Below are 23,762 nucleotides of genomic sequence, written 5' to 3'. Positions count from 1 at the left end.
GACGTCACCGCGCCGCAGAGCGAGCGCGCCGTCGCCGTTCGCCAGCTGCTCGTAGATCCTCGTGCGCGCTGCCGTCGTACCGCGCAGGGCCGCGTCGTGCGTGGTCAATCGTTCGAGGTAGCGAAACACGCCGCGGGAAATGCCCAGCGCCCGAACGGCTACCACTGCGACGGTCAGGTCCATCACCGGAGGCATCTGCCAGGCTCGGGTTATCAACCATGCCGACAGTGCGGCGAGAGCCAGTGCGCTGCCGAGGGTTGCCACGCCGGCCGCCACCGCCAGTGCCACCCGCCGCGGGGAGAGCTCGAACAGGGCCAGTGTGCGTCGTAGGTCAGACATGATCGAACTCCCGTGCCACCGTCGAGCTGCTTCGCACCTCGACGACGCGATCTGCGGCGTGCAGCACCGCGCGTCGATGACCGACCATCACCACGGTGACGCCTCGGTCAGCCGCATCTCGAATGGCCTGCAGGACAGTCTTTTCGCTCGCCGCATCCAGGTGCGCCGTCGGCTCGTCCAGCACCATCACCGGAGCGTCGGAGACGAATGTTCGGGTCAGGGCCAGGCGTTGCAGTTCGCCGAGGGACAGACCCACTCCGCCCTGCCCGACGCGGGTGGTCCAGCCGTTCGGATGGTCTCGCAGCACGGCATCGAATCCCGCAGCGCGGCAGGCTGCGTCCAGGGCAGCGGCGTCGGGCACGCCGTGGAGGGTGACGTTCTCGTAGAGCGTGCCGGGAAGCAGCACCGGCCGCTGCGGGAGCCAGGCGACCTGAGCCCACCACCGGTCGAGATCGAGATCGACCACGGGCACGCCGCCGACGAGAACCGCACCGCTCGTCGGCGTCGTGAGTCCCAGAACCGCTTGCAGCGCAGTAGATTTACCCGAGCCGTTGGGGCCGGTGAGTACCGTGATGGTGCCCGTTCGGCATAGCGCACTCAGTGCTGCCGGAGCGTCGCCGTCCCGGCTGCCGACGGTGAGTCCGACGAGTTCGATGTCCGCGGTCGCGGCGTCGACGGTCCGGCCGCCGATCGGCTGTGTCGTACGCCGATCCAGGACTCGGAATGCCCGGTCCGCGGCCTCGACGCCGTCCTCTGCCGCGTGGAACTGGGTGCCCACCGCGCGCAGCGGGAAGTACACCTCGGGGGCGAGGATCAACGCGATGATGCCTGCTTCGAGCGTCATCTCCCCGAAGACCAAGCGCAATCCGATGCCGACGGCCACCAGCGCGACACACAGGGTCGCGAGCAACTCGAGCACCATCGAGGAGAGGAAGGCAACCTTCAACGCGCGCATGGTGGTTCGTCGATGGGCGTCGCCCAGTGCGCGGATGCGAGCGGCCGGTCCGTGTTCGCGGCGAAGCGCGCGCAAGGTCGGCAGACCGGCCAGTAGATCGAGCAACTGCGCAGACAACCTGGTCATCGTGGTGAGCGTCGCTGCGGCTCGACCCTTGGTCAGCAACCCGATCAGAATCATGAAGATCGGGATGAGCGGCAAAGTCACCGCGATGACCACGGCCGAAGTCATGTCCTGAGTGACGATGACGACCAGAACGAGCGGAGTGACGATGACCGCGGACACCAGCGCCGGCAGGTAACCGGTCAGGTACGCGCGCAGACCCCCGATGGCTCGGGTCACGACGACGGCCAGTTCTTCCCGTTCGCGGTCGAGCTCGCGGGGGTCGAATCGGGTTGCTGCCGTGAGCACCTCGACTTCGAGCTCGGCCACCACACGTGACGCCGACCGGTGCGCGTACCGAGACTGAGCTCCGGTGGCGAGCACTCGGACGGCCACTGCGCCCGCCAGCACGGCCAGTTCCGTCGTCCAAGCGGACAGCGACCTGGCGGTCGGATCGGTGATGACCCCTGCCAGCACCCGTCCTATCGTCAACGCGCCCACGATGATGCAGAGCGTGACCACGGTCGACAGAGCGACAGTGACGATCAGGTAGCCCCGCGCAGATCGAGAGTATTTCCACAGGCGGGGATCGACCGGTCCCCGCGAGCGAGCGGGCGCGGTCACGATTTCACCGTCAGTCCGATCGAGTCCGGGATCTGGGCACTCGAAATGCGCTGGCGGAACACCCAGTACGTCCAGGCCTGATATCCGAGGACAACAGGGGCGGCGAAGGCTGCAGCCCAGGTCATCACCTTCAGCGTGTACGGGCTGGACGACGCGTTCGCGATGGTGAGATCGAACGCGGCATCCGTACTGGACGGCATGACATTGGGGAACAGGGAGGCGAACAGCAGCACCACAACCGCAACGATGGCGATGCTGGTGAACACGAAGGCCCAGCCTTCACGCACTCTCGCTGTCAGCGCGACGACGAGCAGCAGGGCGACCGCGGCCACGCCGACCAGTACCCAGGTCCACGTCTTGCCGTGGGCGAGTTGGGTCCACAGAGCGAATGTTCCGCCGACGAGAACTGCCGGAATCGCGAGTCGCGCTGCGATTTTCACCGAGTCCTCGTGCACGTCGCCGGAGGTTTTGAGTGCGATGAACACCGCGCCGTGCAACGCGAACACCAGCGCCATCGTGGCTCCGCCGAGCAATGCATACGGGTTGAGCAGATCGAAGAAGCCGGCTGTGACCTTCTTGTTCTCGTCGATGGCGACGCCGCGCACGATGTTGGCGAAGGCGACGCCCCACAGCACCGCCGGAACCCACGAGCCGATGCCGATGCCGATGTCGCAGCGTTTGCGCCACACCGGGTCGTCGATCTTGCCGCGCCATTCGATAGCGCAGATGCGCAGGATCAGAGCCACCAGAATGAGCAGCAGCGGCAGGTAGAAGCCCGAGAAAAGTGTTGCGTACCACTCGGGGAACGCTGCGAACAGGGCACCGCCTGCGGTGATGAGCCAGACTTCGTTGCCGTCCCAGACCGGGCCGATCGTATTGAGGACGGCCCGCCTGCGCTTCTCCCCCGTCGCAGCGTCGGGGTGCCTGCCCAGGATGGGCATGAGCATTCCGACGCCGAAGTCGAACCCTTCGAGCACGAAGTAGCCGACGAAGAAGAAGGCGATGATGAAGAACCAGAATTCGGGCAGTGACATTGCTATCCCCTAGTAGGCGAACGAGAGCTGTTTGGGCTCTTCGTCTTCCGATTCCGGTGGGTCGACGTGCGGATGCGCGTCGTGGTCGAGAGGCCCTTCGACGACGTAGCGCCGAAGCAGGTAGAACCACACACCACCGAGAGCGGCGTAGAGCAGTGTGAACGTCACCAGTGAGGCGACGACGAGGCCGACGGGATGGTCGGAAACTCCCTGATCGACGGTGAGCCGGATCTGATCGACACCCGAGAGGTTCGGTGCCACAACCCATGGCTGACGGCCCATTTCGGTGAAGATCCAACCGGCGCTGTTGGCCAGGAACGGTGTCGGGATCGCCAACAGCGACAACCACGAGAACCACTTCTGGTCGGGAATCCGGCCACCCCGAGTGACCCACAGACCCGCGATCGCGAGCAGTGCCGAGCCTGCGGCCAGTCCGATCATCATCCGGAATGCCCAGTAGGTGACGAACAGGTTCGGCTTGTAGTTACCCGGGCCGAACTGCTGCTCGTACTGCTCCTGCAGTTGGTTGACGCCCTGCACGGTGGCACCGAAATCGTTCTCCGCCAGGAACGAGGTGAGGCCGGGTATCGAGATGAGGTGCACCACGGATTCGCAGTTGTTGTGGGTACCCACGGTCAGGAGCGAGAAGCTGGCTCCGGTCTCTGTGTCGCACAACGATTCTGCGGATGCCATCTTCATCGGCTGCTGCTCGAACATGAGCTTGCCCTGGATATCTCCGGTGATGGCCAGCGCACCACCGGCGACGATCATGATGACGAAGGACATGCGTGCTGCCGACCTGAACATCGGACGCGAGTCGGTGGCCGGGAGCGTAGCCTGCGTAGCGACCCCGTTCTCGGACAGCGTAGCCTGCGCAGCCTTGTTCTTGCGAGCCTCGCGCACCATCCACCAACCGGAGATGCCTGCGACGAAGGTGGCGGCAGTGAGGAACGCTCCGGCCACGGCGTGTGGAAATGCCGCCAGCGCAGTGTTGTTGGTGAGCAGTGCCCAGATGTCGGTCAGTTCGGCGCGGCCGGTCTCTTCGTTGTAGATCGCGCCGACGGGATGCTGCATCCAGGAATTGGCCGCGATGATGAAGTACGCCGAGGCGTTGACTCCGATGGCGACGAGCCAGATCGTGGCCAGGTGAACGAGTTTGGGGAGTCTGCTCCAGCCGAATATCCACAGCCCGAGGAATGTGGACTCGAGGAAGAAGGCGACGAGGCCTTCGAGTGCGAGAGGAGCGCCGAACACGTCACCGACGAAGCGGGAGTATTCGCTCCAGTTCATGCCGAACTGGAACTCCTGGACGATTCCGGTGGCGACGCCGAGGGCGAAGTTGATGAGGAACAGCTTGCCGAAGAACTTGGTCAGTCGGTACCAGGAGTCCTTGCCGGTGATCACCCACATCGTCTGCATGGCAGCCACCATCGGAGCGAGACCGATGGTGAGGGGAACGAGTATGAAGTGGTAGACGGTGGTGATACCGAACTGCCATCGTGAGACATCCAAGGCGTCCATCAAAGCTCCGAACTCTTCCACCCGTGCTGTGACGGGCAACACCGCAGGTCAGGGCGTTGGCCCGCGACGAATTCGACAGTACTACTACGGGTAGTAGTAGGGAAGAGTCTTTCGGCAGGGTCGTTGGACCCCTACCGAGTTTCGACCGTCTCCACGGCGGCATCGACCATCGATCGGACATCGTCGGCGAGCATCTGCGTGCCAAGAGGAACGCCGTTCATCGCCGTGACCCGCGCAGCGAGAGTGACACTCGAGACCAGCCAAACACCATCTGCTGCAATGAGATCCGCCGGATACAGGTGCCCGTGTTCACATGTCCAACCGGCAGACTCTGCCACGGAGAACAGTCCGGCGACCGTGGTGCCGGCCAGGATGCCCTGTTCGACCGACGGTGTGACGAGAGTCTTACCGCGCGCGAGCACCACCGTCGAGCGAGGACCTTCGAGCACCCGCCCCTCACTGCTGAGATAGATCACATCGTCGGCACCCTGAGCGGCGGCGTGCCGCAGCGCGGCCATGTTGGTCGCATACGACAACGTCTTGGCCCCCGCGAGCTGCCACGGCGCTCCCGACGAGAAATCCACCGAGTAGCCGCGATCGAGGGTGATCACCGATACCCCGTCGGTGCGCGCTGCTCGCACTCGCTCGGGCAGCGGCCCGACCGTGACGTACCCGGTGGGGTCACCACCGCTCTCGCGTCCGCGGCTGAGGACCAGCCGGAGAACCGCCTCGTCCTGAGACTCACGCGCCCATAGACCGACGGACTGTTCGACGACGGTGCGCCACTGTTCGAGATCGGGAGCGGGCAGGTTCAGTGCCTTCGCCGACGCCACCAGCCGGGCCAGATGCAACTCGACCGCACAGGCCGCGCCGCCGCGCACGAGCAGCGTCTCGAAGACCCCGTCGCCGCGCACCACGGCCAGATCGTCGGCGAACAGCAACGGCCGATTCGCGTCGTGCACTCGGCCGTCCAACATCACCACTACCGACTCCGACATGCCCGTCACCCTAGAGGGGCGCGGACGCGGTCGATCAATCCGCTCGGTCGGCCGTCGCCATCGCGTCGGCGTACTCGTCGAGGTCGAGATCCTCGGCGACGACGACCTTGGTGCCGTTGTAGACCTCGCGGTCGATCTCGTCGTCGGCGTTGGCGACGAGCATCGCGACGAACGTGTCTCCGTTCACGTTGAGGAAAGTGCGGAAGATCCCGGCGAACCAGTCCACGGCGATCAGCAGGCCGACGGCCTCGAAGGGGAGGTCGAGCGAGGTCGCGAGGAACATCGCGACGACGGGGAATCCGCCGGGCACGGTGATGGTGCCCATGTTGAGCAGAACCGCCAGGCCCATGCCCAGCACGATCTGCCCGAGACTCAGATCGATGTTGCCTGCCTGCGCGAGGAACATCACCACGATCATGTAGTTGAGAACGGCACCGTAGGAGCCCATCGTCAACCCGATCGACAGCGTGAAGTTGGCGACTTTCTGACTGACGCCGACCTTCTCGACCGTGTTGCGCAGCACCGTGGGGAACGTGACGGCCGAGCTCGTGGTCGTCACCGCGACGGCGGTCTGTTCGGTGAGCTTGCTGGGCAGCTTCCACGGGTTCAATCGGGTCCGCATCGTCACGACCACGACGAAGAGTGCGAACAGGATCAACACTCCGAGCAGTGTCGTACCGAGGTAGCTCAGCGCGGTGGACACCACGGAGAAGCCGACGTCCCCGGCGAGCGCGGCGAGCAGGCAGAACACACCGACCGGGGCGATGACCATGACCAGCCGGATCATCGTCAGGACGATCTGCTGAATCTGGTCCATGAACGAGAGCACCTGGGTGTTCCCGGTCTTGGTGATGTGACTGCGCAGCGCGATACCGAAGAGCAGCGAGAAGATTATGATCGGCACCATCGTCGCGGTCGACATGGCGTCGAACACGTTGGTGCTGACGAAGTTGAGCAGCGTGTCCTGCCAGCCGAGCGCCTCGCTCGCCGATTCCTCGAGCGACGGATCGAGCTGCTGGGTGAACACCATGCCCGCGCCCGGGCGAATGACGCTGCTCAGCACCCAGGCCAGCACGGCAGCGACGACCGAGAAACCGATCATCCACTTGAAGGTGCGGAAGGCGATCTTGCCGGTTCCCGCCCCGGCCATCGATCCGGTGGCGACGATGACCGAGGCCATCACCAGCGGGACGATCGACATCTGGATCAGTCGGATGAACAGATCGCCGATGAACTTCAGGTTCGCGGCCCACTCACCGACCACCAACCCGAACACGATGCCGCCGATCGCGGCGAGGCCGATCTGCGCGGCCGGATGCGCCAGTTTCTTCATGGATCGAAACGCTAGGTCCGCGTCGTCGCGGTGCCGTGTCGTCGCCGTTTCGAGGGTGTAAAGGGACCGGTCACCGAGTTGCTGCGCCGATGGGCTCCTACTATGGACGATGTGTCCGACACAGTCACGATCAGCCCGAGCCCACTTCTGACACTTCCCGGCGCAGTGCCCTCCCCCGACGACAGCGTCGATGCCGGGGTGGCCTGGCACTACGGCAATCCGTTCGGTGAACAACGAGACGCGGTCAGCGGCGCTGCCGTCATCGATAGGTCCCACCGTTTCGTGCTCGCCATCAGCGGAGACGAACGCCTGAGTTGGTTGAACACGATCTCGAGCCAACTCGTCTCGAACCTGACCGACGGCAGCTCCGCCGAGAACCTGAGCCTGGATGTCAACGGCCGCATCGAGCATCACTTCGTGCAGACCGACCTGGCCGGCGTCACCTACATCGACACCGAGCGCACTGCCGGCCCGAATCTGCTCTCGTTCCTGAAGAAGATGGTGTTCTGGGCCAAGGCCGAACCCCGTCAGGCCGACGAACTCGCAGTTCTCACCGTCCTCGGATCCGACGCGGTGTCGGTGCTCGAGAAGGCCGGCCTGCCGGCTCCGGGCGAGATCTACGGTGCCTCGCCGATCGACGGCGGCGGTTTCGTTCGACGGATGCCCTGGCCGGGCAAGAATTCGTACGACGTGGTGATTCCCCGCGCGAACGCGAGCGACTGGTTCCTCCGACTGCGCGACGCCGGGGCCGCCCCGGCCGGAACCTGGGCGTTCGACGCCTTGCGAGTGGAATCGTTGCGTCCGCGCGTGGGCGTGGACACCGACGAGAAGACCATCCCGCACGAGGTTCGGTGGATCGGTAGCGCCGCCGAGTTCGGCGCGGTGCATCTGGAGAAGGGCTGCTATCGCGGCCAGGAGACGGTCTCGCGCGTTCACAATCTCGGTCGTCCGCCGCGGCACCTGGTGTTGCTTCATCTCGACGGTTCGGCGGACGGCAGGCCCAGCACCGGCGATGCGGTCACCGCAGGCGGCCGCACGGTGGGGCGTCTGGTACCGTCATCGACCACTTCGAGCTCGGCCCGATCGCGTTGGCTCTGCTCAAGCGGACGATTCCGGTCGACACCGCGCTGGAGGCGGGTCCGTGCGCGGCATCCATCGATCCTGATTCCATCCCGTCCTACGACGACGTCCAGGCCGGTCGCGCTGCGGTGGACCGCCTGCGCGGCCGGTGACCGGAACCGTTCTGGCAGTCTGCGTCGTGCACGCCGATGTTCCGTTCGGACGCCGCGCGGTGGTCCACAGCGGCATCGACAAACGGCCCGTCGATGGGCCGGCCGGGAGTGGAGCCTGCGGAACGACCTCGACACGGGTGGACGTCCACGAGCTCGGTATCGGCGGCGATCACTGCCGGGACACGAAGTTCCACGGCGGGCTCGATCAGGCCGTCTACGCCTACGACGAGGCGGAAGCCAGTACTGGGCCGGCGAGCTCGGGGTGCCGGTTCCGCCGGGTCGATTCGGCGAGAACCTGCGGACCACCGGTGTTCCGGTGACCGATGCGGTGATCGGATCCAGGTGGCGCGTCGGAACGGTGACCCTGGAGGTGACGATCGCCCGCAAGCCCTGTGCGACCTTTGCGAGGTGGATGGACGAGCTCGGTGGATCCGTCGCTTCACCGATCGAGGTGATGTGGGTGCGTACTTCCGGGTCGTCGAGCCCGGCGTGTTTCGCAGCGGCGACGCGGTGGCCGTCGAGTCGGTGCCGCCGCACGGGGTGACGGTTCGCGACTTGTTCCGAGGTACCGACGCGACCGCGATGGCCACTCTGCTCGACGAGCCCGATGTGGCACCGAAGGTGCACCGCGACGCTGCCGCGGCACTGAAATCGCTACGGAGGCCATGACGCGCAGCACGTAGTTCTCGTGTCGCAGAACAAAGATAGTTTGCCTGTGCACGGATATGTGCAGGTACAGGCAGCGCCGACCCCTGCCCCGGGCGTGTCGCGCCCGTTCGCCTGCCACCGACACGTGGCGCCGTCTACGCATCGCGGCGATTCGCGCGCTAGAGTGTGTGCCAGGAAGAAATACCAACTCTAACGGGGCCGCCAAATTTCCCCAGGCCGCCCCGCAAGTCCGCGAGGGGGCACCGCCATGGGCCGAGGCAGGGCTAAGGCAAAGCAGACAAAGGTCGCTCGTGAGCTCAAGTACAGCTCGCCGACAACGGACTTGGAGAGTCTGCAGAAAGAACTCTCCGGTGGTTCGTCCAACTCCCATCGTGGCATCCACTCTGACTCGGATGTGCATTCCCGAGTCGAGGAAGACGAGTACGAGGACTGGCGACGCTAGTTTTGTGCACTGAACGACTGAGGGGGGAGCCGCGGTGCGGCTCCCCCTCACTTGTTTGCCCGGTGATCGGGCGATCAGAACCTTGCCGTTCAGAACCGCGGGTGGTTACCCAGCAGTAGCGCACGCTCGTCGGCGACGTCCTTACCGGTCGCCTTCTTCACCGTGCCCAGCGTCCAGCAGTCGATGTGGCGTGCGGTCAGCACTGCGAGTGCTCGGTCGACGTCCTCAGGTGCCACGATGGCCACCATGCCGACACCCATGTTGAACGTCTGCTCCATCTCGGCCCGCTCGACGCGGCCGCGCTGAGCGATCAGCGAGAAGATCGGAGCCGGGCTCCACGTGGTGCGGTCGAGTTCGGCGACCAGACCCTCGGGCATGACCCGGGAGAGGTTGTTCGCCAATCCGCCGCCGGTCACGTGGCAGAACGTGCGGACGTCGGTTTCCGCAGCGAGCGCGAGGCAGTCCTTGGCGTAGATCTTGGTGGGTTCGAGCAGTTCCTCACCGAGGGTGCGACCGAACTCCTCGACGTGTCCGCCGAGATCCATGTGGTTGATCTCCAGAAGCACCTTGCGAGCGAGGGAGTAGCCGTTGGAGTGCAGACCCGACGATCCCATGCCGATGACGACGTCACCGGGACGCACCCGCTCGGGTCCGAGGATCGAATCCGCCTCGACGACGCCGATACCGGTGGCCGAGAGGTCGTAATCGCCGTCGGCCATCAGTCCCGGGTGCTCGGCCGTCTCGCCGCCGAGCAATGCGCAGCCGGCGATGATGCAGCCTTCTGCGATGCCCTTGACCAGTTCGGCGACCTGCTCGGGAACCACGCGCCTACGGCGATGTAGTCCTGCAGGAACAGCGGCTCGGCACCACAGACGACGAGATCGTCGACGACCATTGCGACCAGGTCGAGGCCGAGGGTGTCGTGCTTGCCGAGGGCCTGCGCCACGGCCACCTTGGTGCCGACGCCGTCGGTCGAGGCTGCCAGGACGGGCTCGCGGTAGTCGCCCTTGAGCGCGAAGAGACCGGCGAAACCACCGAGACCGCCCATGACCTCGGGCCTGCTGGCCTTCTTGGCGAGCGGCGCGAACAGTTGCACTGCTCGATCTCCTGCGGCGATGTCGACCCCGGCCGCCGCGTAGGAGGCACCGCCCGAGTGAGTTGCGCTCGTGGGTTGGGATTCCTCGGTCATTCGGCTCCAGCCTGTGTACTCGATCATGTCAGCGCCCATACCGGCACAGATAGCGCCCTAACGGTACCGGAGTGCCCGGTGGTGAGAAGAATTCACGTGTGCAGGCGCTTGCCCGGGATCGCTGCCAACAGCTTCTTGGTGTAGTCCGCCTCCGGCGATCGCAGGATCTTCCACGGTGTTCCCTCTTCCACGATCGCCCCGTTGCGCAGCACCACCACGCGATGCGCGACGCGGTCGACCACCGCGAGGTCGTGACTGATGAACAGACACGCGAAGCCGAATTCCTGCTGCAGTGCCTCGAACAGGTCAAGCACGGCTGCCTGCACCGAAACGTCCAGAGCGCTGGTCGGTTCGTCCGCGACCACCAGATCCGGTCCCAGCACCAGTGCCCGCGCCAGGCTGACGCGTTGCCGCTGCCCACCGGAGAGCTCGTGTGGGTAGCGCTTGTCGGTGCCCGACGGCAGTTGCACGGCGTCGAGCAGTTCGGTGGTCCTCGCGGCGATCGCGTCCTTGGAGCCGTACTTGTGCACGATCATCGGCTCGGCAATGCACTGCCCGACGGTCAGCCGGGGGTTCAGTGATGCCGACGGGTCCTGGAAGACGAACCCGAATCGCTTGCGCAGCGGCTTGAGCTTGCGTTCGCTCACGCCTGCGATGTTCTGCCCCATCACCGTCACGCTGCCACTCGTCGGCTTCTGCAGTGCTGCAACACATCTACCGATCGTGGACTTTCCCGAGCCCGATTCGCCCACCAGGCCAAGGGTTTCGCCGCGATGGATGGTGAGCGAGACGTCGTCGACCGCCCGGAACGCAGGTGAGCCGACACCACCGGAGAACTGCACCACCAGACGCGAGACGTCGAGTACCGGTTCACCCGAGGTGTCGACCGTCTTGTCGGACTCCACCGCGGCGAGTGTGGGCACCGCGGCCAACAGCTTCTTGGTGTAGTCGTCTGCGGGTGCGTCGAAGAGCTGCGCCACCGGAGCTTCCTCGACGACGCGACCGTTCTGCATGACGACGACGCGGTCCGCCAGATCCGAGACCACGCCCATGCTGTGGGTGATGAGCACGACGGCACAGCCGAGTCGGTCCTTGAGATCGCGTAGCAACTCCAGGATTTCGGCCTGCACCGTGACGTCGAGGGCAGTGGTCGGCTCGTCGGCGATGATGACCTTCGCCTCGCACGAGATGGCGATCGCGATCATGACACGTTGCTTCTGGCCACCCGAGAGCTCGTGTGGGTAGTACGAGAACCGCTGCTCGGGGCTGGGCAGACCCACCATCGTCAACAGTTCGATGGCTCGCGCTTGGCGTCTTTGGCCGACATCCGTTTACCGTCGCTACCACCACTGGTCGCTCCGCCGGCTCCACTCCTGGGATGCGCTCGCAGCGCTTCGACGATCTGATATCCGATGGTGAACAGCGGATCGAGGGCGCTGCCCGGTTCCTGGAACACCATCGAAATCTTGTTGCCGCGCAACTGCGCCCATGCCTTGTTGCTCAGCGTCGTCACGTCCTGGCCACCGAGCACCACGTGGCCCTCCACGCGTGCGGTGTCGGGCAGCAGTCCGATGGCGGATCTGACGCTGACGGATTTACCCGATCCGGACTCGCCCACCACGGCCAGGACTTCACCGGGGAACACCTCGAACGAGACCTCGGTGACGGCATCGACCTCACCGGCATCGGTGAGGAACGTCACGGACAACGACTGCACCGACAGCGCGGACTCCTGTGGGGTTGGGCCACTCGAGGTCATACCTTCACCGCCTTCTTGAACTTCTTGCGGGTACGAAGCAGCGGATTGAGTGTCTCGCTTGCGCTTTCGCCCACCATGGTCAGACCGAGCACCACCAGCACGATGCCGAGGCCCGGGAACACCGACGTCCACCAGATGCCGTTGGAGATGTCGGGCAGCGCCTTGTTGATGTCGTAGCCCCACTCCGAGGCGGAGGTGGGCTCGATGCCGAATCCGAGAAAGCCGAGTCCGGCGAGGGTCAGGATGGCCTCGGCACCGTTGAGGGTGATGATGACCGGCAGCGTCTGCACCACGTTGGCGAGGATATGGCGGAACAGGATTCGCGGAGTGCCGGCCCCGGTGACCCGAGCGGCGTCGACGTAAGGTTCGGTCTTGACCGCCACCGTGGCGTTGCGTACCACGCGGAAGTACTGCGGCACGAAGATCGCCGTGATGGCGATTGCTGCGGACGCGATACCGCCGAAACTGGACGACTGTCCGCCTGCGACGACGATCGAGATGACGACCGCGAGGAGCAGCGATGGAAACGCGTACATCGCGTCCATGAACAACACGAGCACACGGTCGAACCAACGGCCGATGTAGCCCGAGGCCAGGCCGAGCGGAACACCGATGATCAGCGAGAGCACCAACGACGATGCGATCACCATCAATGCTGTTCTCGCACCGTAGATCACGCGGGAGAACACGTCCTCACCGCGGACCGACGTACCGAACCAATGCTGCGCGGACGGGGCTGCCTGGCGGGTGAAATCCTGCCCGGCGTCGCTGGTCTGCGAGAACCCGTACGGCGCGAGAAGCGGAGCGAACACTGCGGCGAACACGAAGCCCACCATCAGGACCAACCCGACGATCAGGGTGACGCGTTGCAACCCCGACGTGGACCTGACGAACGCGACGCCGGGGAATCCTCGACGGTGTTGACGGGTGGGAGGGACGTCGGACAGCACGACTTCGGTGCTCATCAGAACCTCACTCTCGGGTCGATGAGTGCGACGATCGCGTCGGTGACGAAGCTGACGACGGCGACCACTACGGCCAGGAACGTCACGATGCCCTGCACCGCAACGAAATCGCGGGCCTGCAGGTACCGGGCGAGTTCGTAGCCCAGGCCCTGCCACTCGAAGGTCGTCTCGGTCAACACCGCTCCGCCGAGCAGTACGGCGATCTGCAGGCCGATGACGGTCACGATGGGAATCATGGCGTTGCGGAACGCATGCCGCCGCGTCACCGTGCCCTCGCTCAATCCGCGAGCGCGCGCGGCGTCGACGAAGGGTGCCTGCAGGGTCTGAATCAGGTTGACGCGCACCAGTCTCAGGAACACTCCGGCCGTCAACAGACCGAGGGCGAGAGCGGGAAGTACGGCATGCTCGAGCACGTCGATGGTGTAGCCCGAGTCGCCGTAGAGGAACGAATCGACGATCAGAATGTTGGTCTTGGGCGAGACGTTCTGCAGTGCCAGTTCCACATTGGTGCTGGCTCGTCCGGCCACCGGCAGCCAGCCGAGCTTGACTGCGAACAGCAGCTTGAGCAGCATGCCGACGAAGAACACCGGAGCCGCGTACGCCAGGATCGCGAAGATCCGCAGCGAGGCGTCGCCGAATCTGTCCCGATGGGTGGCGGCGAAGAAGCCGAGCGGGATGCCTACCGCAAACGCGACCAGCAGTGCCCAGAACGCCAATTCCAGTGTGGCAGCACCGTTGACGAGAAGAACGTCGCTGATCGCGCGATTGTCGGTGGCCGAGCGACCGAAGTCGCCGCGCAGCAATCCGGTCAGGTACTCCCAGTACTGCGTCAGGATCGGCCGGTCGTATCCGGCTTCGGCCTTGCGCTGGGCGATCTGTTCGGCGGGTAGGCGGCCGCCGAGGGCGGCGGTGATCGGATCACCGATCACCCGCATGAGAAAGAAGACGACGGTGACGAGAATCCAGGCAGTCGGAATGATCAGCAGAAATCTGATCCCGAGATAGCGGGCGAGCGCGCCGTATCGTGACGGCGCGCTCGCCTGCTTCGCTTGCTTCTCCCCTACCGGCGTGTCCGCGGTAGTGGGCACCGGTCAGCTCTTGGCGAGAGTGACGAAACGGAACTTGAACGAGGCGTCGAGAGTCTCGTCCACACCGCTGATCTCGTCGGTGGCGACGGCGATCTGCTTGCCCTCCAACAGCGGAAGCGTCGGCAGGTAGTTCGTCGCGAGCTCGGTCTGAATCTGACCGATGATCTGCATCCGCGCATTCTCGTCGGCGGTCGTGCGTTCGAGATCGAGCAGCGAGGTGATCTCCGGGCTCTCGAAGTGCGACTGCAGGAAGTTGTCCGGTGCGAAGAACGGCGTCAGGTAGTTGTCTGCATCCGGGTAATCCGGGAACCAGCCCAGCTGGTACACCGGGTACGCGTCGGCGACGCGTTCCTTGGTGTACGTGCTCCACTCGGTGGACTGCAGGTTCACCTCGAACAGGCCCGTCGCGTCGAGCTGGCTCTTGATCGCGGCGTATTCCTCGCTCGAGCTCGAACCGTAGTGGTCCGGGTTGTACTGCAGGTTGAGCTGAACGGGAGTGGCAATGCCTGCGGCAGAGAGGAATCCGGCTGCCTCGTCACGATTGGGCGTGGTGCCGTAGACGTCGCCGAAGGCGGTGTTCGCGCCGGCCAGGCCGGTGGGGACCACGGAGTACAGCGGGGTGTAGGTGCCCTTGTAGACGCCGTCGGACAACGCCTGACGATCGACCGAGGACGCAATTGCCTTGCGCACGGCCAACTTCTGCTCCGGGGTGTCACCGGGCATCGTGTTCATGTTGAACACCAGGTACCGCGATTCACCGCCGGGTCCCTCGTGCACCGTCAGACCGTCGACGCTGCCGAGCGATTCGACGTCCGTCGGCGTCAGCGAACGCCACGCGACGTCGATGGCCTTGTTCTGCACGTCGAGCTTGAGGTTGTCGGAGCTGGTGTAGTACTTGACGTTGACCGACGACGTCTTCGGTGTTCCGAGAATGCCGTTGTAGCCACCGTTCGCGGTGAAGCTGACGAGGGAGTTCTTGGCGTAGCTCGCGATCGAGTACGGTCCGGCGAACGGCGTACCCGCCACGATGGCGTCGTCGTCGAGAATCGAATCGGCAGGGAAGACGGTCTGATCGACGATCGGGCCTGCCGGGGTCGCCAGAATCTGCGGGAAGGTCTGGTCGTTCGCGGCCTTCAGGGTGAACTCGACGGTCTTCTCGTCCGGCGTGGCGATGCTGTCGAGGTTGGTCAGCAACGACGCGGGCCCGTTGGGATCGTTGATCGCGACGATTCGATCGAAGGAGTACTTGACGCTCTCGCTCGTCAGCGGGTTGCCGTTCGCGAACGTCAGGTCGTCCTTCAGCGTGCAGGTGTAGACGGTCGGCTCGGCGAAGTCGCAGCTCTCGGCCGCGTCGGGCTCGAGCTCGGAGCTACCGGGCGCGAAGTTCATCAGGAAGGGATACGTCTGGTTCATCACCATGAACGAGCCGTTGTCGTACGAGCCGGCCGGGTCGAGCGACGTCACCTGGTCGGTGGTGCCGACCGTGATCGTCTCGCCGCCGCCGTCGCCGGATCCACCGGCTTCGTCGGTGCGGCCCGAGCCACAAGCTGCGGCCGTCAATGCGAGTACCGACAGTGCTGCTACTGCTGCGGTCTTCTTGCCGTGCTTGCGTACTGCTGTTCTGGATGCGGCGCTGTAGCGCTGCATGCGTCCGTCGTCGGGCGACAGGGTCATCTGATGCCTCTATCCAATTCGGTGTGTCCTATGTAACTCGGGACAGTACCGATGGACTGTTTCCAATATGTGGCATTGAGAAAACCCTGCTGTTCCCTTGCAGGAACGCCCAGCTCACGGACGACTCAGAGCACTCACATTCGCGTCGTTGTCCACCGGCTGCCCGGCGGCCGAGGCCAGCAGACCCTCGAGAACGTGCTTGCCGAGCGAATTGTCGGCGGGCAGATCGATCGGGTACTTGCCGGTGAAACATGCTGCACACAAGCGAGATTCAGGCTGCTCGGAGGCAGCGATCATGCCGTCGATGGAGATGTACCCCAGCGAATCGGCACCGATCGCCTGCCGAACGCCCTCGAGAATCCCGTCCTCGGAGTCGACACCGTTGGCGATCAGCTCTGCGGGAGAAGCGAAGTCGATGCCGTAGAAACAGGGCCAGCGCACCGGCGGCGACGCGATACGCACGTGAATCTCCAGCGCACCGGCCTCGCGCAGCATCCTGATCAGGGCGCGCTGAGTATTGCCGCGAACGATCGAATCGTCCACCACCACCAGCCTTTTGCCCCGTATGACCTCTTTGAGAGGATTCAGTTTGAGCCGGATGCCGAGCTGGCGAATGGTCTGCGACGGCTGAATGAACGTGCGGCCCACATAGGCGTTCTTCATCAAGCCCTGGCCGTAGGGAATACCGGAGCCCTGCGCAAAACCGACCGCAGCGGGAGTTCCGCTCTCCGGCACGGGAATCACCAGGTCGCCCTCGGCCGGATGCTCCTTCGCGAGGCGCCGTCCGATCTCGACTCGCGTCGAGTGCACCGAACGACCGCCGATGACGCTGTCGGGTCGAGCGAGGTACACGTACTCGAACACGCAACCCTTGGGCTCGGGTGCCGCGAATCGCGAGGACCGAACACCGTCGGCATCGATCGCGAGCAGTTCACCGGGCTCGATGTCGCGGACGAACGCAGCACCGACGATGTCGAGTGCTGCGGTCTCACTGGCCACTACCCAGCCACGATCGAGACGGCCGAGGCACAACGGGCGCACGCCGTGCGGGTCGCGCGCAGCGTAGAGAGTGTGCTCGTCCATGAACGTCAGACAGAAGGCACCCTTGAGCAAGGGCAGCAGTACCATCGCCGCCTGCTCGATGGTGCAGTCGGCGGCCTTGTGCGCCAGCAGCGCGGTCACCACGTCGGAATCCGAGGTGCCGTTGCCCTGCAGCCGATCACTGATCAGCCCGGCGTCGCGCGCTTGGTGGCGAGCTCGGCGAAGTTCACCAGATTTCCGTTGTGACCGAGCGCGATCCCGGTCCCCGCAGTGGTGGTGCGGAAGATCGGCTGCGCGTTCTCCCACGTCACCGAGCCACTGGTGGAGTAACGGCAGTGTCCGATGGCGACGTGCCCGGGCATGGCCCCGAGCGTCTGCTCGTCGAACACCTGGCTGACCAGACCGAGATCCTTGAACACCAACACCTGGGAGCCGTCGGATACGGCGATTCCGGCAGCTTCCTGGCCACGGTGCTGCAGCGCATAGAGGCCGTAATACGAGAGCTTGGCCACATCCTCGCCCGGTGCCCACACTCCGAACACTCCGCACTCCTCGCGCGGCTCGTTCTCCGGTTCGTCGATGGGCGCTACTGCTGGAGAACTCGGTCCTACCAGAAGATTCGGACTGTCGACCGACAAATCGGCGTTGGTCACGGGCATTGCTCCCTTGGGGGTACGGGGCGGGGGGCCGTACCCGAGTCTACGGGCACACGCCCTCAGTCAACGCATCGTGTGTACGGGAGATTCCCAGCAGGTGAACGCGTGTCCGATTAGAGCGAATCACCTGATGGACAACAGTGGCAGCCAGCGACCCACTTCGGCCGCTCTACTGCCCGACGCATCGATCGAACCGTCGGCGAGAGCGTCGGCGAAATCCCGGACCCCGGTGACCACCTGCAGCCACGTCAGCGCGTCGGTTTCGACCACGTTCGGCGGAGTTCCCCGTGTGTGTCGCGGCCCCACGATGCACTGCACCGCGACGAACGGCGGCACCCGCACCTCCACCGAGGACCCCGGCGCATTCTGGCCCAGAGTTCTGGCAGTGGTGCGCACCGCGGCGGCGATCTGCGCCCGCGCAGGCTTGTCCGCCTCGCCCTTGATCCAGTCCTCGACGGCCAGAACGGCGTCGCGCACCTCGCTGGGCCGACTTCCTTGTGTGGTGGCACTGCTACCGACTCCTGTCGTTCGCAGCGAGATGCGCCAGAACGGCGCCGCTGGCGTTGAGGAAATAGTGCAGCAAGGCCGGCGCGAGGACGCTGCCGCTGCGGGCTCGCAGCCACGAGAACACCACCCCGGCCGCGGCCGTCGCGACGACCGTCCCCACCACGGTGTCACCTGCCGCACGAGCGGGGTGAATATGCCAGAGCCCGAAGAAGATCGGCGACAGGGCAGGCGACGCGGCGTCGAGCACTCCGCGAAAGAGCAACTCCTCGGTGAGGACCGTCCCCACCGGAATCCTGAACAGGACCCACTCGGCAAGCTCGTCCTGCGACGGTCGGACGCGGCGTCGCAACGCCGGAATCGCAGCGACGACGGCAGATCCGAGAACCGGAATCGCCGACGCCGCAGCGCCCCACTTCAGTCCGGCAGCAGTATTGCGCACACCCAGTTGCGCGGCGCTACGGCCCGAGACCGCCGAAACGGCCACTGCGAACGAGGCATTGGCCACCGCCCTCGCACGGGCATCGAGACCGAGCGCGGGAAGGAGGTAGGTACTCCATGCCGTCGTGGCGGAGCCGATCGCCAACGCCTCGGTGCTCACTTCTCGGGACCGTCTCGGCCGGCGAATTGCTCCATGACACCGCGAACTCGCTCGGTGTCACGGTCGGTCCAGCCCTCGGGCGCGGCGACGGCCACCCAGCCGTCGAGCACGAGGGTTCCGTAGTTGTGGCCGTGACCGTCGGGAACGCCTGCGGCATTGGTCAGGTCGGCGGCCACCTGCCAGAAGGTGACGACCGGGAACCACCGCATGCTCGGCAAGCGGTCCGGCCCGGGTGGCTCGGACAGCCAGTCGGGACGCTCGAACAGCAGGTCAGGCGACCACCAGACCACCGGATCCGACGCGTGCTGGACGTAGAGGATCCGTGGCTCGAACCATGGCTGATCCTCCGGCGGGATGCCCGACGAGTTGTCGGCGAATCGGACCGTCAGTCCCTCGGAGTAGACCGGCCGGACCTCCGGGCTTCCCGGGTCGCGTCGGCTGACGAACTGACTCCAGATGCGGTTGTTGTTCGGCGGTCCAACCCACAGGACGCCGTCGGTGGTGGCCCGGATGTCGGCCAGACCGTCGAACGCGCCCTCCCCCGCCTGGGTACCGAGGCTCTCGCCGTAGACGTAGAACTTGGGGCGCGTGGCCTCCGGTTCCTGCAGCCAGCGGTCGTGCACCTTGTCGATCAGAGCTTTGCCCGCCTGCGCGGCCTTGTCTCCCTCGGCGATGAACGAGATCCAACTCGGCAGGTACGAGTACTGGGATGCGACGGTGGCGACATCGCCGTCGAACATGAGCTCTTCGGCTTCGATGGCGGTGGGATTGACCCATCCGGTTCCGGTGGTCGGAACGACGACGAGAGCCGCGCGCTGGAATGCCCCGGTGCGTTCGAGTTCGGCGACCACGATGTTCAGTCGCTCGTCCTGGGTCTCTGCGGTTTCCAGGCCTGCGTATGCCCTGATCGGCTCGAGGCTGGGACGGCCCGTGGCCCGCTCCATCTCGTCGGCGCGCAGCCCGCTGGAGACGAAGTTGCGACCCTCGAATCCGAGGGTGTCCCACGGCGCCAACGAATTCGGGCTGCCGGAGCGTTCGTCGGCCACGGGTTGTTCTGCGCCGTCACGGGTTTCGTCGTTCTGCAGACTGAACGCGGAGTTGGTGACCTCGGAGACCGCGCGCAGCAGAACACCCTGAACCAGTGCGACGGACAGCACGACGAGGACGACGACCCCGAGCGCATTGGCCACTTCGCGTGGCATCTTCACGATGCGATTGATCTGACGAGCGAGCAGTCGAACGAGGTCACGCAGCACCCGCCACAACGAAATCAACGCCGCTGCAATGGCGATACTGAGAGCCCCGGTGCGGAGGTACCCCGTTGTGGTGGTTCCCTCCGCGTTCATCAGTGCGGCCAGTTCACGCTGCCATTCCGCCGAGATCGCCAGCATGATCATCGATGCCGCGATCGCCACGACGGGGACGGCGACCTTGACGGCCAGCTCGACCTTGCGCGGCAGCGGCCACCACGATCGGGACGAGAGCCACCAACGGGTCACGGCCCATCCCACCGCCACGCCGAACGCGTAGCCGATGGCCGCATTGATACCGCCGATGATGCCCTGGAACAACCATCCACGCGGGAGCAGAGACGGAGTCAACGACCAGCAGAAGAACAACGCGCTGAACGCAATTCCGGTGAAGTCCAGGCGCAGCAGGCCCCAGGCCCACATGACGAACGGGTGCTCGGCGGGTGAGGGGACGGAGAACTCGACCGAGGGCAGGTGGTAACGGTGATGCTGGTCCTGCTCGAGTGCCGCGTCGGGCTCGGTCAGGCCCTGCTCCGATGTGTTGTCCCCGACCGATGTGCGTCCCCCCACCTCGGTCAGCCGAAGAGTCTGGGAAGAGTGCTCTCGAACGTCTCGCGCAGCTCCGTCATCGGGACGGAGAACTGCCCTTGCACCTCGATCGAATCCGAGCCTTCGTCGACGACGCCGATGCGCGCCCACGGCAGACCACGGGCGGTGCACATGCCGGTGAAGCGAGTTTCTTCCGTGCGCGGTACAGCGACCAGTACGCGGCCCGAGGACTCGGAGAACAGCGTCACGAACGGATCGGCACCCTCGGGAAGGATGATGCGGCAACCGGTTTCACCGGCCAGTGCGGCTTCGACGACGGCCTGCGCGAGGCCACCCTCGGACAGATCGTGTGCCGCCGAAACCAGTCCGTCACGCGAGGACGAGAGCAGGATGTCTGCGAGCAGCTGCTCGCGGGCGAGATCGACCTTGGGTGGTACGCCACCGAGGTGATCGTGCTCGACCTGAGCCCAGATGGACCCGTCGAACTCGTCGTAGGTATCACCGAGCAGGATCAGCGTCTCACCGGGCTCGAGGCCGAGGCCGGTGGGGATGCGGCGATGCACGTCGTCGATGACGCCGAGAACACCGACGACGGGCGTCGGCAGGATCGGCTCGGCACCGGTCTGGTTGTAGAAGCTGACGTTGCCGCCGGTCACGGGAATGCCGAGGGTGACGCAGCCGTCCGCCAGTCCGCGTACGGCCTGCTGGAACTGCCACATGACGCCGGGGTCCTCGGGCGAGCCGAAGTTCAGGCAGTTGGTGACGGCCATGGGAGTCGAGCCGGTGACGGCGACGTTGCGGAACGCCTCGGCCAACGCGAGCTGCGCACCCTGATACGGGTCCAGTGCTGTGTAGCGGCCCGACGCGTCGGTGGCCAAAGCGATTCCGCGGCCGGTCTTCTCGTCGATGCGGATGACGCCGGCGTCGGCGTTCTCGGCGAGGACGGTGTTGCCGCGCACGTAGCGGTCGTACTGCTCGGTGATGAAACGACGGCTGCACAGCTGCGGCGAGCCGATCATCTTCAGCAACGTCGCCTTCAGCTCGTCACCGGTTTCCGGACGCTGCAGCGACGCCGTTGTGTTCGCGACCAGATCGTCCTGGCCTGCCGGCCGCTGCACGGGACGGTTGTACACCGGGCCCTCGTGCGCGACGGTCTTCGGCGGAACGTCGACAACGGTATCTCCGTGCCAGGTGATCTGCAGGTTGTCACCGTCGGTCACTTCACCGATGACGGTGGCGAGTACGTCCCACTTGCGGCAGACGGCCATGAACGCGTCGACATTGTCGGGCGTGACCACCGCGCACATGCGCTCCTGTGATTCGCTCGAGAGCACCTCGGCCGGGGTCATACCGGTGGCGCGCATCGGCACCTTGTCGAGCTCGATGTGCATGCCACCGCTGCCCGCGGATGCCAGTTCCGAAGTGGCGCAGGACAACCCGGCACCGCCGAGATCCTGGATGCCGACGACCAGCTTGTTCGAGTACAGCTCGAGGCAGGCTTCGATGAGCACCTTCTCGGTGAACGGATCGCCGACCTGGACCGCGGGGAGCTTCTTGCGGCCCCCACCGGTCTCATCGCCATCGAAAGTCTCCGAGGCCAGCACGGACACGCCGCCGATGCCGTCGAGACCGGTTCGTGCGCCGAACAGAATGATCTTGTTGCCCAGGCCCGACGCGAACGCAAGATGCATGTCCTCGACGCGCATGACGCCGGCACACAGAGCGTTGAGCAGGGGGTTACCGGCGTAGGAGGCGTCGAACACCGTCTCGCCGCCGATGTTCGGCAGGCCGAGGGAGTTACCGTAACCGCCGACGCCTGCGACGATTCCGCTCAGGACGCGGCGCGTATCGGGTGCATCGGCAGCACCGAATCGCAGCTGGTCCATGACGGCGATCGGGCGAGCGCCCATGGCCATGATGTCGCGGACGATGCCACCGACGCCCGTCGCCGCACCCTGGTAGGGCTCGACGTACGACGGGTGGTTATGGCTCTCGACCTTGAACGTGACGGCCCAGCCGTCGCCGACGTCGACGACGCCCGCGTTCTCACCGATACCGGCGAGCATGGGCTTACGCATCTCGTCGGTGGTGGTCTCGCCGAAGTACTTCAGGTGCACCTTCGAGGACTTGTACGAGCAGTGCTCGCTCCACATGACGGAATACATCGCCAATTCGGCGTCGGTGGGCCGACGGCCGAGGATTTCCTTGATGCGGACGTATTCGTCGTCCTTGAGTCCGAGTTCTTTGTACGGCTGCGCAACGTCGGGGGTGGCGACGGCGTTGGAGACGGTGTCTGTGGGTACAGAGCTAGCGGACACGAGGAATAGGTCCCTTCGATGGAGCGAAATGCCAGGGAGAGTCTATCGGGCGCAGGGGCCGGGGTTCTCATCGAGTGTTGGCCGTCGTGCGAACATCACCGGATGGACATCGCACTGACCGAGGACGATCTGGACGAAACGGGCGTCATCGACCCGTCGATGGTGGCCAAGGGAGTCGACGTCCCGCCGAAAGCCGTCGTCTGTTTCTTCTCCGAGGTGATCGAGAGCATCTGCGCGAAAGGCGACGCCCGAGTCGTCTCGATCATGCGCTCCGAGCACGGCGAACACCCCGTCTACGAGATCGAACGGAACGGGGAGAAACTTGCCGTCTTCCACCCCGGCGTCGGCGCTCCGTTGGCCGCGCTGTTCCTCGAAGAAGCCATCGCGATGGGGTGCACCCAGTTCGTGGCCGTCGGCGGCGCGGGAGCATTGTCCGACGACCTGGGCATGGGACACGTGATGGTGGTCGACAGTGCCGTCCGCGACGAGGGCACCTCGTTCCACTACCTGCCACCGGGCCGTGTGGTCGACGCCGATCCCGAAGGCGTCGCCGTGCTGCAATCCGTGCTCACCGACGCCGGAGTCGACTTCGTCACCGGCCGATCCTGGACCACCGATGCGCTCTACCGCGAGACCCGTGCCCGCGTGTCGCGCCGCGTCGAGGAGGGCTGCCGAACGGTCGACATGGAGGCCTCGGCCTTCTGCGCGGTTGCCCGATTCCGCGGAGTGCGATTCGCCCAACTGCTGTACGCGGGTGATTCCCTCGCCGCAGACTGGGATCACCGCGGCTGGACCAAGGCAACGACGGTGCGCGAGCAATTGTTCTGGCTCGCGGCGGATGCGTGCCTGCAATTGAGCCCGGTCTAGGTCTTCGGGGCGTCGGGTCGCTGGCTCACCCCTTGCCCACCCCCCCGGCCCC

General features: G+C 65.3%; 14 protein-coding genes and 6 pseudogenes. 4 read left to right on the top strand and 16 right to left on the bottom strand.

Annotation, left to right across the window (positions count from 1 at the left end; genetic code table 11):
* The 6 genes and pseudogenes from RHBS_RS08815 to RHBS_RS08790 all read right to left on the bottom strand — a co-directional run.
* Positions 1-339: pseudogene (locus tag RHBS_RS08815) on the bottom strand (ABC transporter ATP-binding protein); the annotation flags it as partial.
* A complete protein-coding gene (gene cydD / locus RHBS_RS08810) occupies positions 332-2,020 on the bottom strand; it encodes a thiol reductant ABC exporter subunit CydD (protein WP_121870791.1) in 1,689 nt (562 codons plus the stop codon). The gene cydD and the pseudogene RHBS_RS08815, both read right to left, overlap by 8 nt.
* Complete coding sequence (gene cydB / locus RHBS_RS08805; RefSeq protein WP_121870792.1) at positions 2,017-3,054, bottom strand: cytochrome d ubiquinol oxidase subunit II; 1,038 nt, start codon at positions 3,052-3,054, stop codon at positions 2,017-2,019. Before cydB ends, cydD begins: the two co-directional genes overlap by 4 nt.
* Positions 3,055-3,063: 9 nt before the next feature.
* Positions 3,064-4,575, bottom strand: coding sequence for a cytochrome ubiquinol oxidase subunit I (locus RHBS_RS08800; protein WP_121872658.1), 1,512 nt, complete (start codon positions 4,573-4,575; stop codon positions 3,064-3,066).
* Between the two features lie 131 nt (positions 4,576-4,706).
* Positions 4,707-5,573 carry an aminodeoxychorismate lyase gene (locus RHBS_RS08795; RefSeq protein WP_121870793.1) on the bottom strand — a complete coding sequence of 289 codons (867 nt, stop codon included), beginning with the start codon at positions 5,571-5,573 and terminating at the stop codon, positions 4,707-4,709.
* A 34-nt stretch (positions 5,574-5,607) separates the two neighbouring features.
* Complete coding sequence (locus RHBS_RS08790; RefSeq protein WP_121870794.1) at positions 5,608-6,906, bottom strand: dicarboxylate/amino acid:cation symporter; 1,299 nt, start codon at positions 6,904-6,906, stop codon at positions 5,608-5,610.
* A gap of 102 nt (positions 6,907-7,008) precedes the next feature.
* Between RHBS_RS08790 and RHBS_RS08785 the strand changes: the two are divergent.
* The 3 genes and pseudogenes from RHBS_RS08785 to RHBS_RS08775 all read left to right on the top strand — a co-directional run bounded on the left by RHBS_RS08785 (position 7,009) and on the right by RHBS_RS08775 (position 9,249).
* A pseudogene (locus RHBS_RS08785) lies at positions 7,009-8,138 on the top strand (folate-binding protein YgfZ).
* Positions 8,135-8,807 (top strand): annotated as a pseudogene (locus RHBS_RS32155) (MOSC domain-containing protein). The pseudogenes RHBS_RS08785 and RHBS_RS32155 overlap by 4 nt, the downstream one beginning before the upstream one ends.
* 247 nt (positions 8,808-9,054) lie before the next feature.
* Positions 9,055-9,249: a DUF3073 domain-containing protein gene (locus RHBS_RS08775; protein ID WP_008719426.1), complete on the top strand. Its 195-nt coding sequence runs from the start codon at positions 9,055-9,057 to the stop codon at positions 9,247-9,249.
* An 89-nt stretch (positions 9,250-9,338) separates the two neighbouring features.
* Here the strand turns inward: RHBS_RS08775 and purM are convergent.
* The 10 genes and pseudogenes from purM to purL all read right to left on the bottom strand — a co-directional run bounded on the left by purM (position 9,339) and on the right by purL (position 22,843).
* A pseudogene (purM, locus tag RHBS_RS08770) lies at positions 9,339-10,438 on the bottom strand (phosphoribosylformylglycinamidine cyclo-ligase).
* Positions 10,439-10,530: 92 nt separating this feature from the next.
* A pseudogene (locus tag RHBS_RS08765) lies at positions 10,531-12,197 on the bottom strand (ABC transporter ATP-binding protein).
* Entirely contained in the window at positions 12,194-13,162 is a 969-nt protein-coding gene (locus tag RHBS_RS08760; RefSeq protein ID WP_183130234.1) for an ABC transporter permease, read from the bottom strand. Before RHBS_RS08760 ends, RHBS_RS08765 begins: the two are co-directional and overlap by 4 nt.
* The gene (locus tag RHBS_RS08755) at positions 13,162-14,157 is read right to left on the bottom strand and encodes an ABC transporter permease (protein WP_183130429.1); all 996 of its coding nucleotides are present in this window, start codon (positions 14,155-14,157) and stop codon (positions 13,162-13,164) included. The genes RHBS_RS08760 and RHBS_RS08755 overlap by 1 nt, the downstream gene beginning before the upstream one ends.
* A 96-nt stretch (positions 14,158-14,253) precedes the next feature.
* Entirely contained in the window at positions 14,254-15,897 is a 1,644-nt protein-coding gene (locus tag RHBS_RS08750; RefSeq protein WP_121872660.1) for an ABC transporter substrate-binding protein, read from the bottom strand.
* A 141-nt stretch (positions 15,898-16,038) separates the two neighbouring features.
* Positions 16,039-17,618: pseudogene (gene purF / locus RHBS_RS08745) on the bottom strand (amidophosphoribosyltransferase).
* A gap of 126 nt (positions 17,619-17,744) precedes the next feature.
* Positions 17,745-18,098: a sterol carrier family protein gene (locus RHBS_RS08740; RefSeq protein WP_237669114.1), complete on the bottom strand. Its 354-nt coding sequence runs from the start codon at positions 18,096-18,098 to the stop codon at positions 17,745-17,747.
* 34 nt (positions 18,099-18,132) lie between these two features.
* Positions 18,133-18,726 (bottom strand): CPBP family intramembrane glutamic endopeptidase, encoded by a 594-nt coding sequence (locus tag RHBS_RS08735; RefSeq protein ID WP_121870800.1) that lies wholly within the window; start codon positions 18,724-18,726, stop codon positions 18,133-18,135.
* A complete protein-coding gene (locus tag RHBS_RS08730; protein WP_237669116.1) occupies positions 18,723-20,450 on the bottom strand; it encodes an alpha/beta-hydrolase family protein in 1,728 nt (575 codons plus the stop codon). The genes RHBS_RS08735 and RHBS_RS08730 overlap by 4 nt, the downstream gene beginning before the upstream one ends.
* Before the next feature lie 101 nt (positions 20,451-20,551).
* A complete protein-coding gene (purL, locus tag RHBS_RS08725) occupies positions 20,552-22,843 on the bottom strand; it encodes a phosphoribosylformylglycinamidine synthase subunit PurL (RefSeq protein WP_121870802.1) in 2,292 nt (763 codons plus the stop codon).
* Between the two features lie 102 nt (positions 22,844-22,945).
* On the opposite strand from purL, the gene RHBS_RS08720 reads away from it, so the two are divergent.
* On the top strand, positions 22,946-23,710 hold the full coding sequence (locus tag RHBS_RS08720; protein WP_237669113.1) for a nucleoside phosphorylase: 765 nt from the start codon (positions 22,946-22,948) through the stop codon (positions 23,708-23,710).
* The last annotated feature ends 52 nt before the right edge of the window (positions 23,711-23,762 follow it).

The sequence above is a fragment of the Rhodococcus sp. BS-15 genome (assembly GCF_000813105.1).
In the GTDB taxonomy this organism is placed as follows: Bacteria; Actinomycetota; Actinomycetes; order Mycobacteriales; family Mycobacteriaceae; genus Rhodococcoides.
The sequence above is the reverse complement of the archived record's forward strand: the minus strand, read 5'-3'. Positions and strand labels throughout refer to the sequence as shown.

Coding starts and splice junctions, on each gene's coding strand:
- cydB (WP_121870792.1), bottom strand. CDS start 3,054: ATGTCACTGCCCGAATTCTGGTTCTTCATCATCGCCTTCTTCTTCGTC.
- RHBS_RS08800 (WP_121872658.1), bottom strand. CDS start 4,575: ATGGACGCCTTGGATGTCTCACGATGGCAGTTCGGTATCACCACCGTC.
- RHBS_RS08795 (WP_121870793.1), bottom strand. CDS start 5,573: ATGTCGGAGTCGGTAGTGGTGATGTTGGACGGCCGAGTGCACGACGCG.
- RHBS_RS08790 (WP_121870794.1), bottom strand. CDS start 6,906: ATGAAGAAACTGGCGCATCCGGCCGCGCAGATCGGCCTCGCCGCGATC.
- RHBS_RS08775 (WP_008719426.1), top strand. CDS start 9,055: ATGGGCCGAGGCAGGGCTAAGGCAAAGCAGACAAAGGTCGCTCGTGAG.
- RHBS_RS08760 (WP_183130234.1), bottom strand. CDS start 13,162: ATGAGCACCGAAGTCGTGCTGTCCGACGTCCCTCCCACCCGTCAACAC.
- RHBS_RS08750 (WP_121872660.1), bottom strand. CDS start 15,897: ATGCAGCGCTACAGCGCCGCATCCAGAACAGCAGTACGCAAGCACGGC.
- RHBS_RS08720 (WP_237669113.1), top strand. CDS start 22,946: ATGGACATCGCACTGACCGAGGACGATCTGGACGAAACGGGCGTCATC.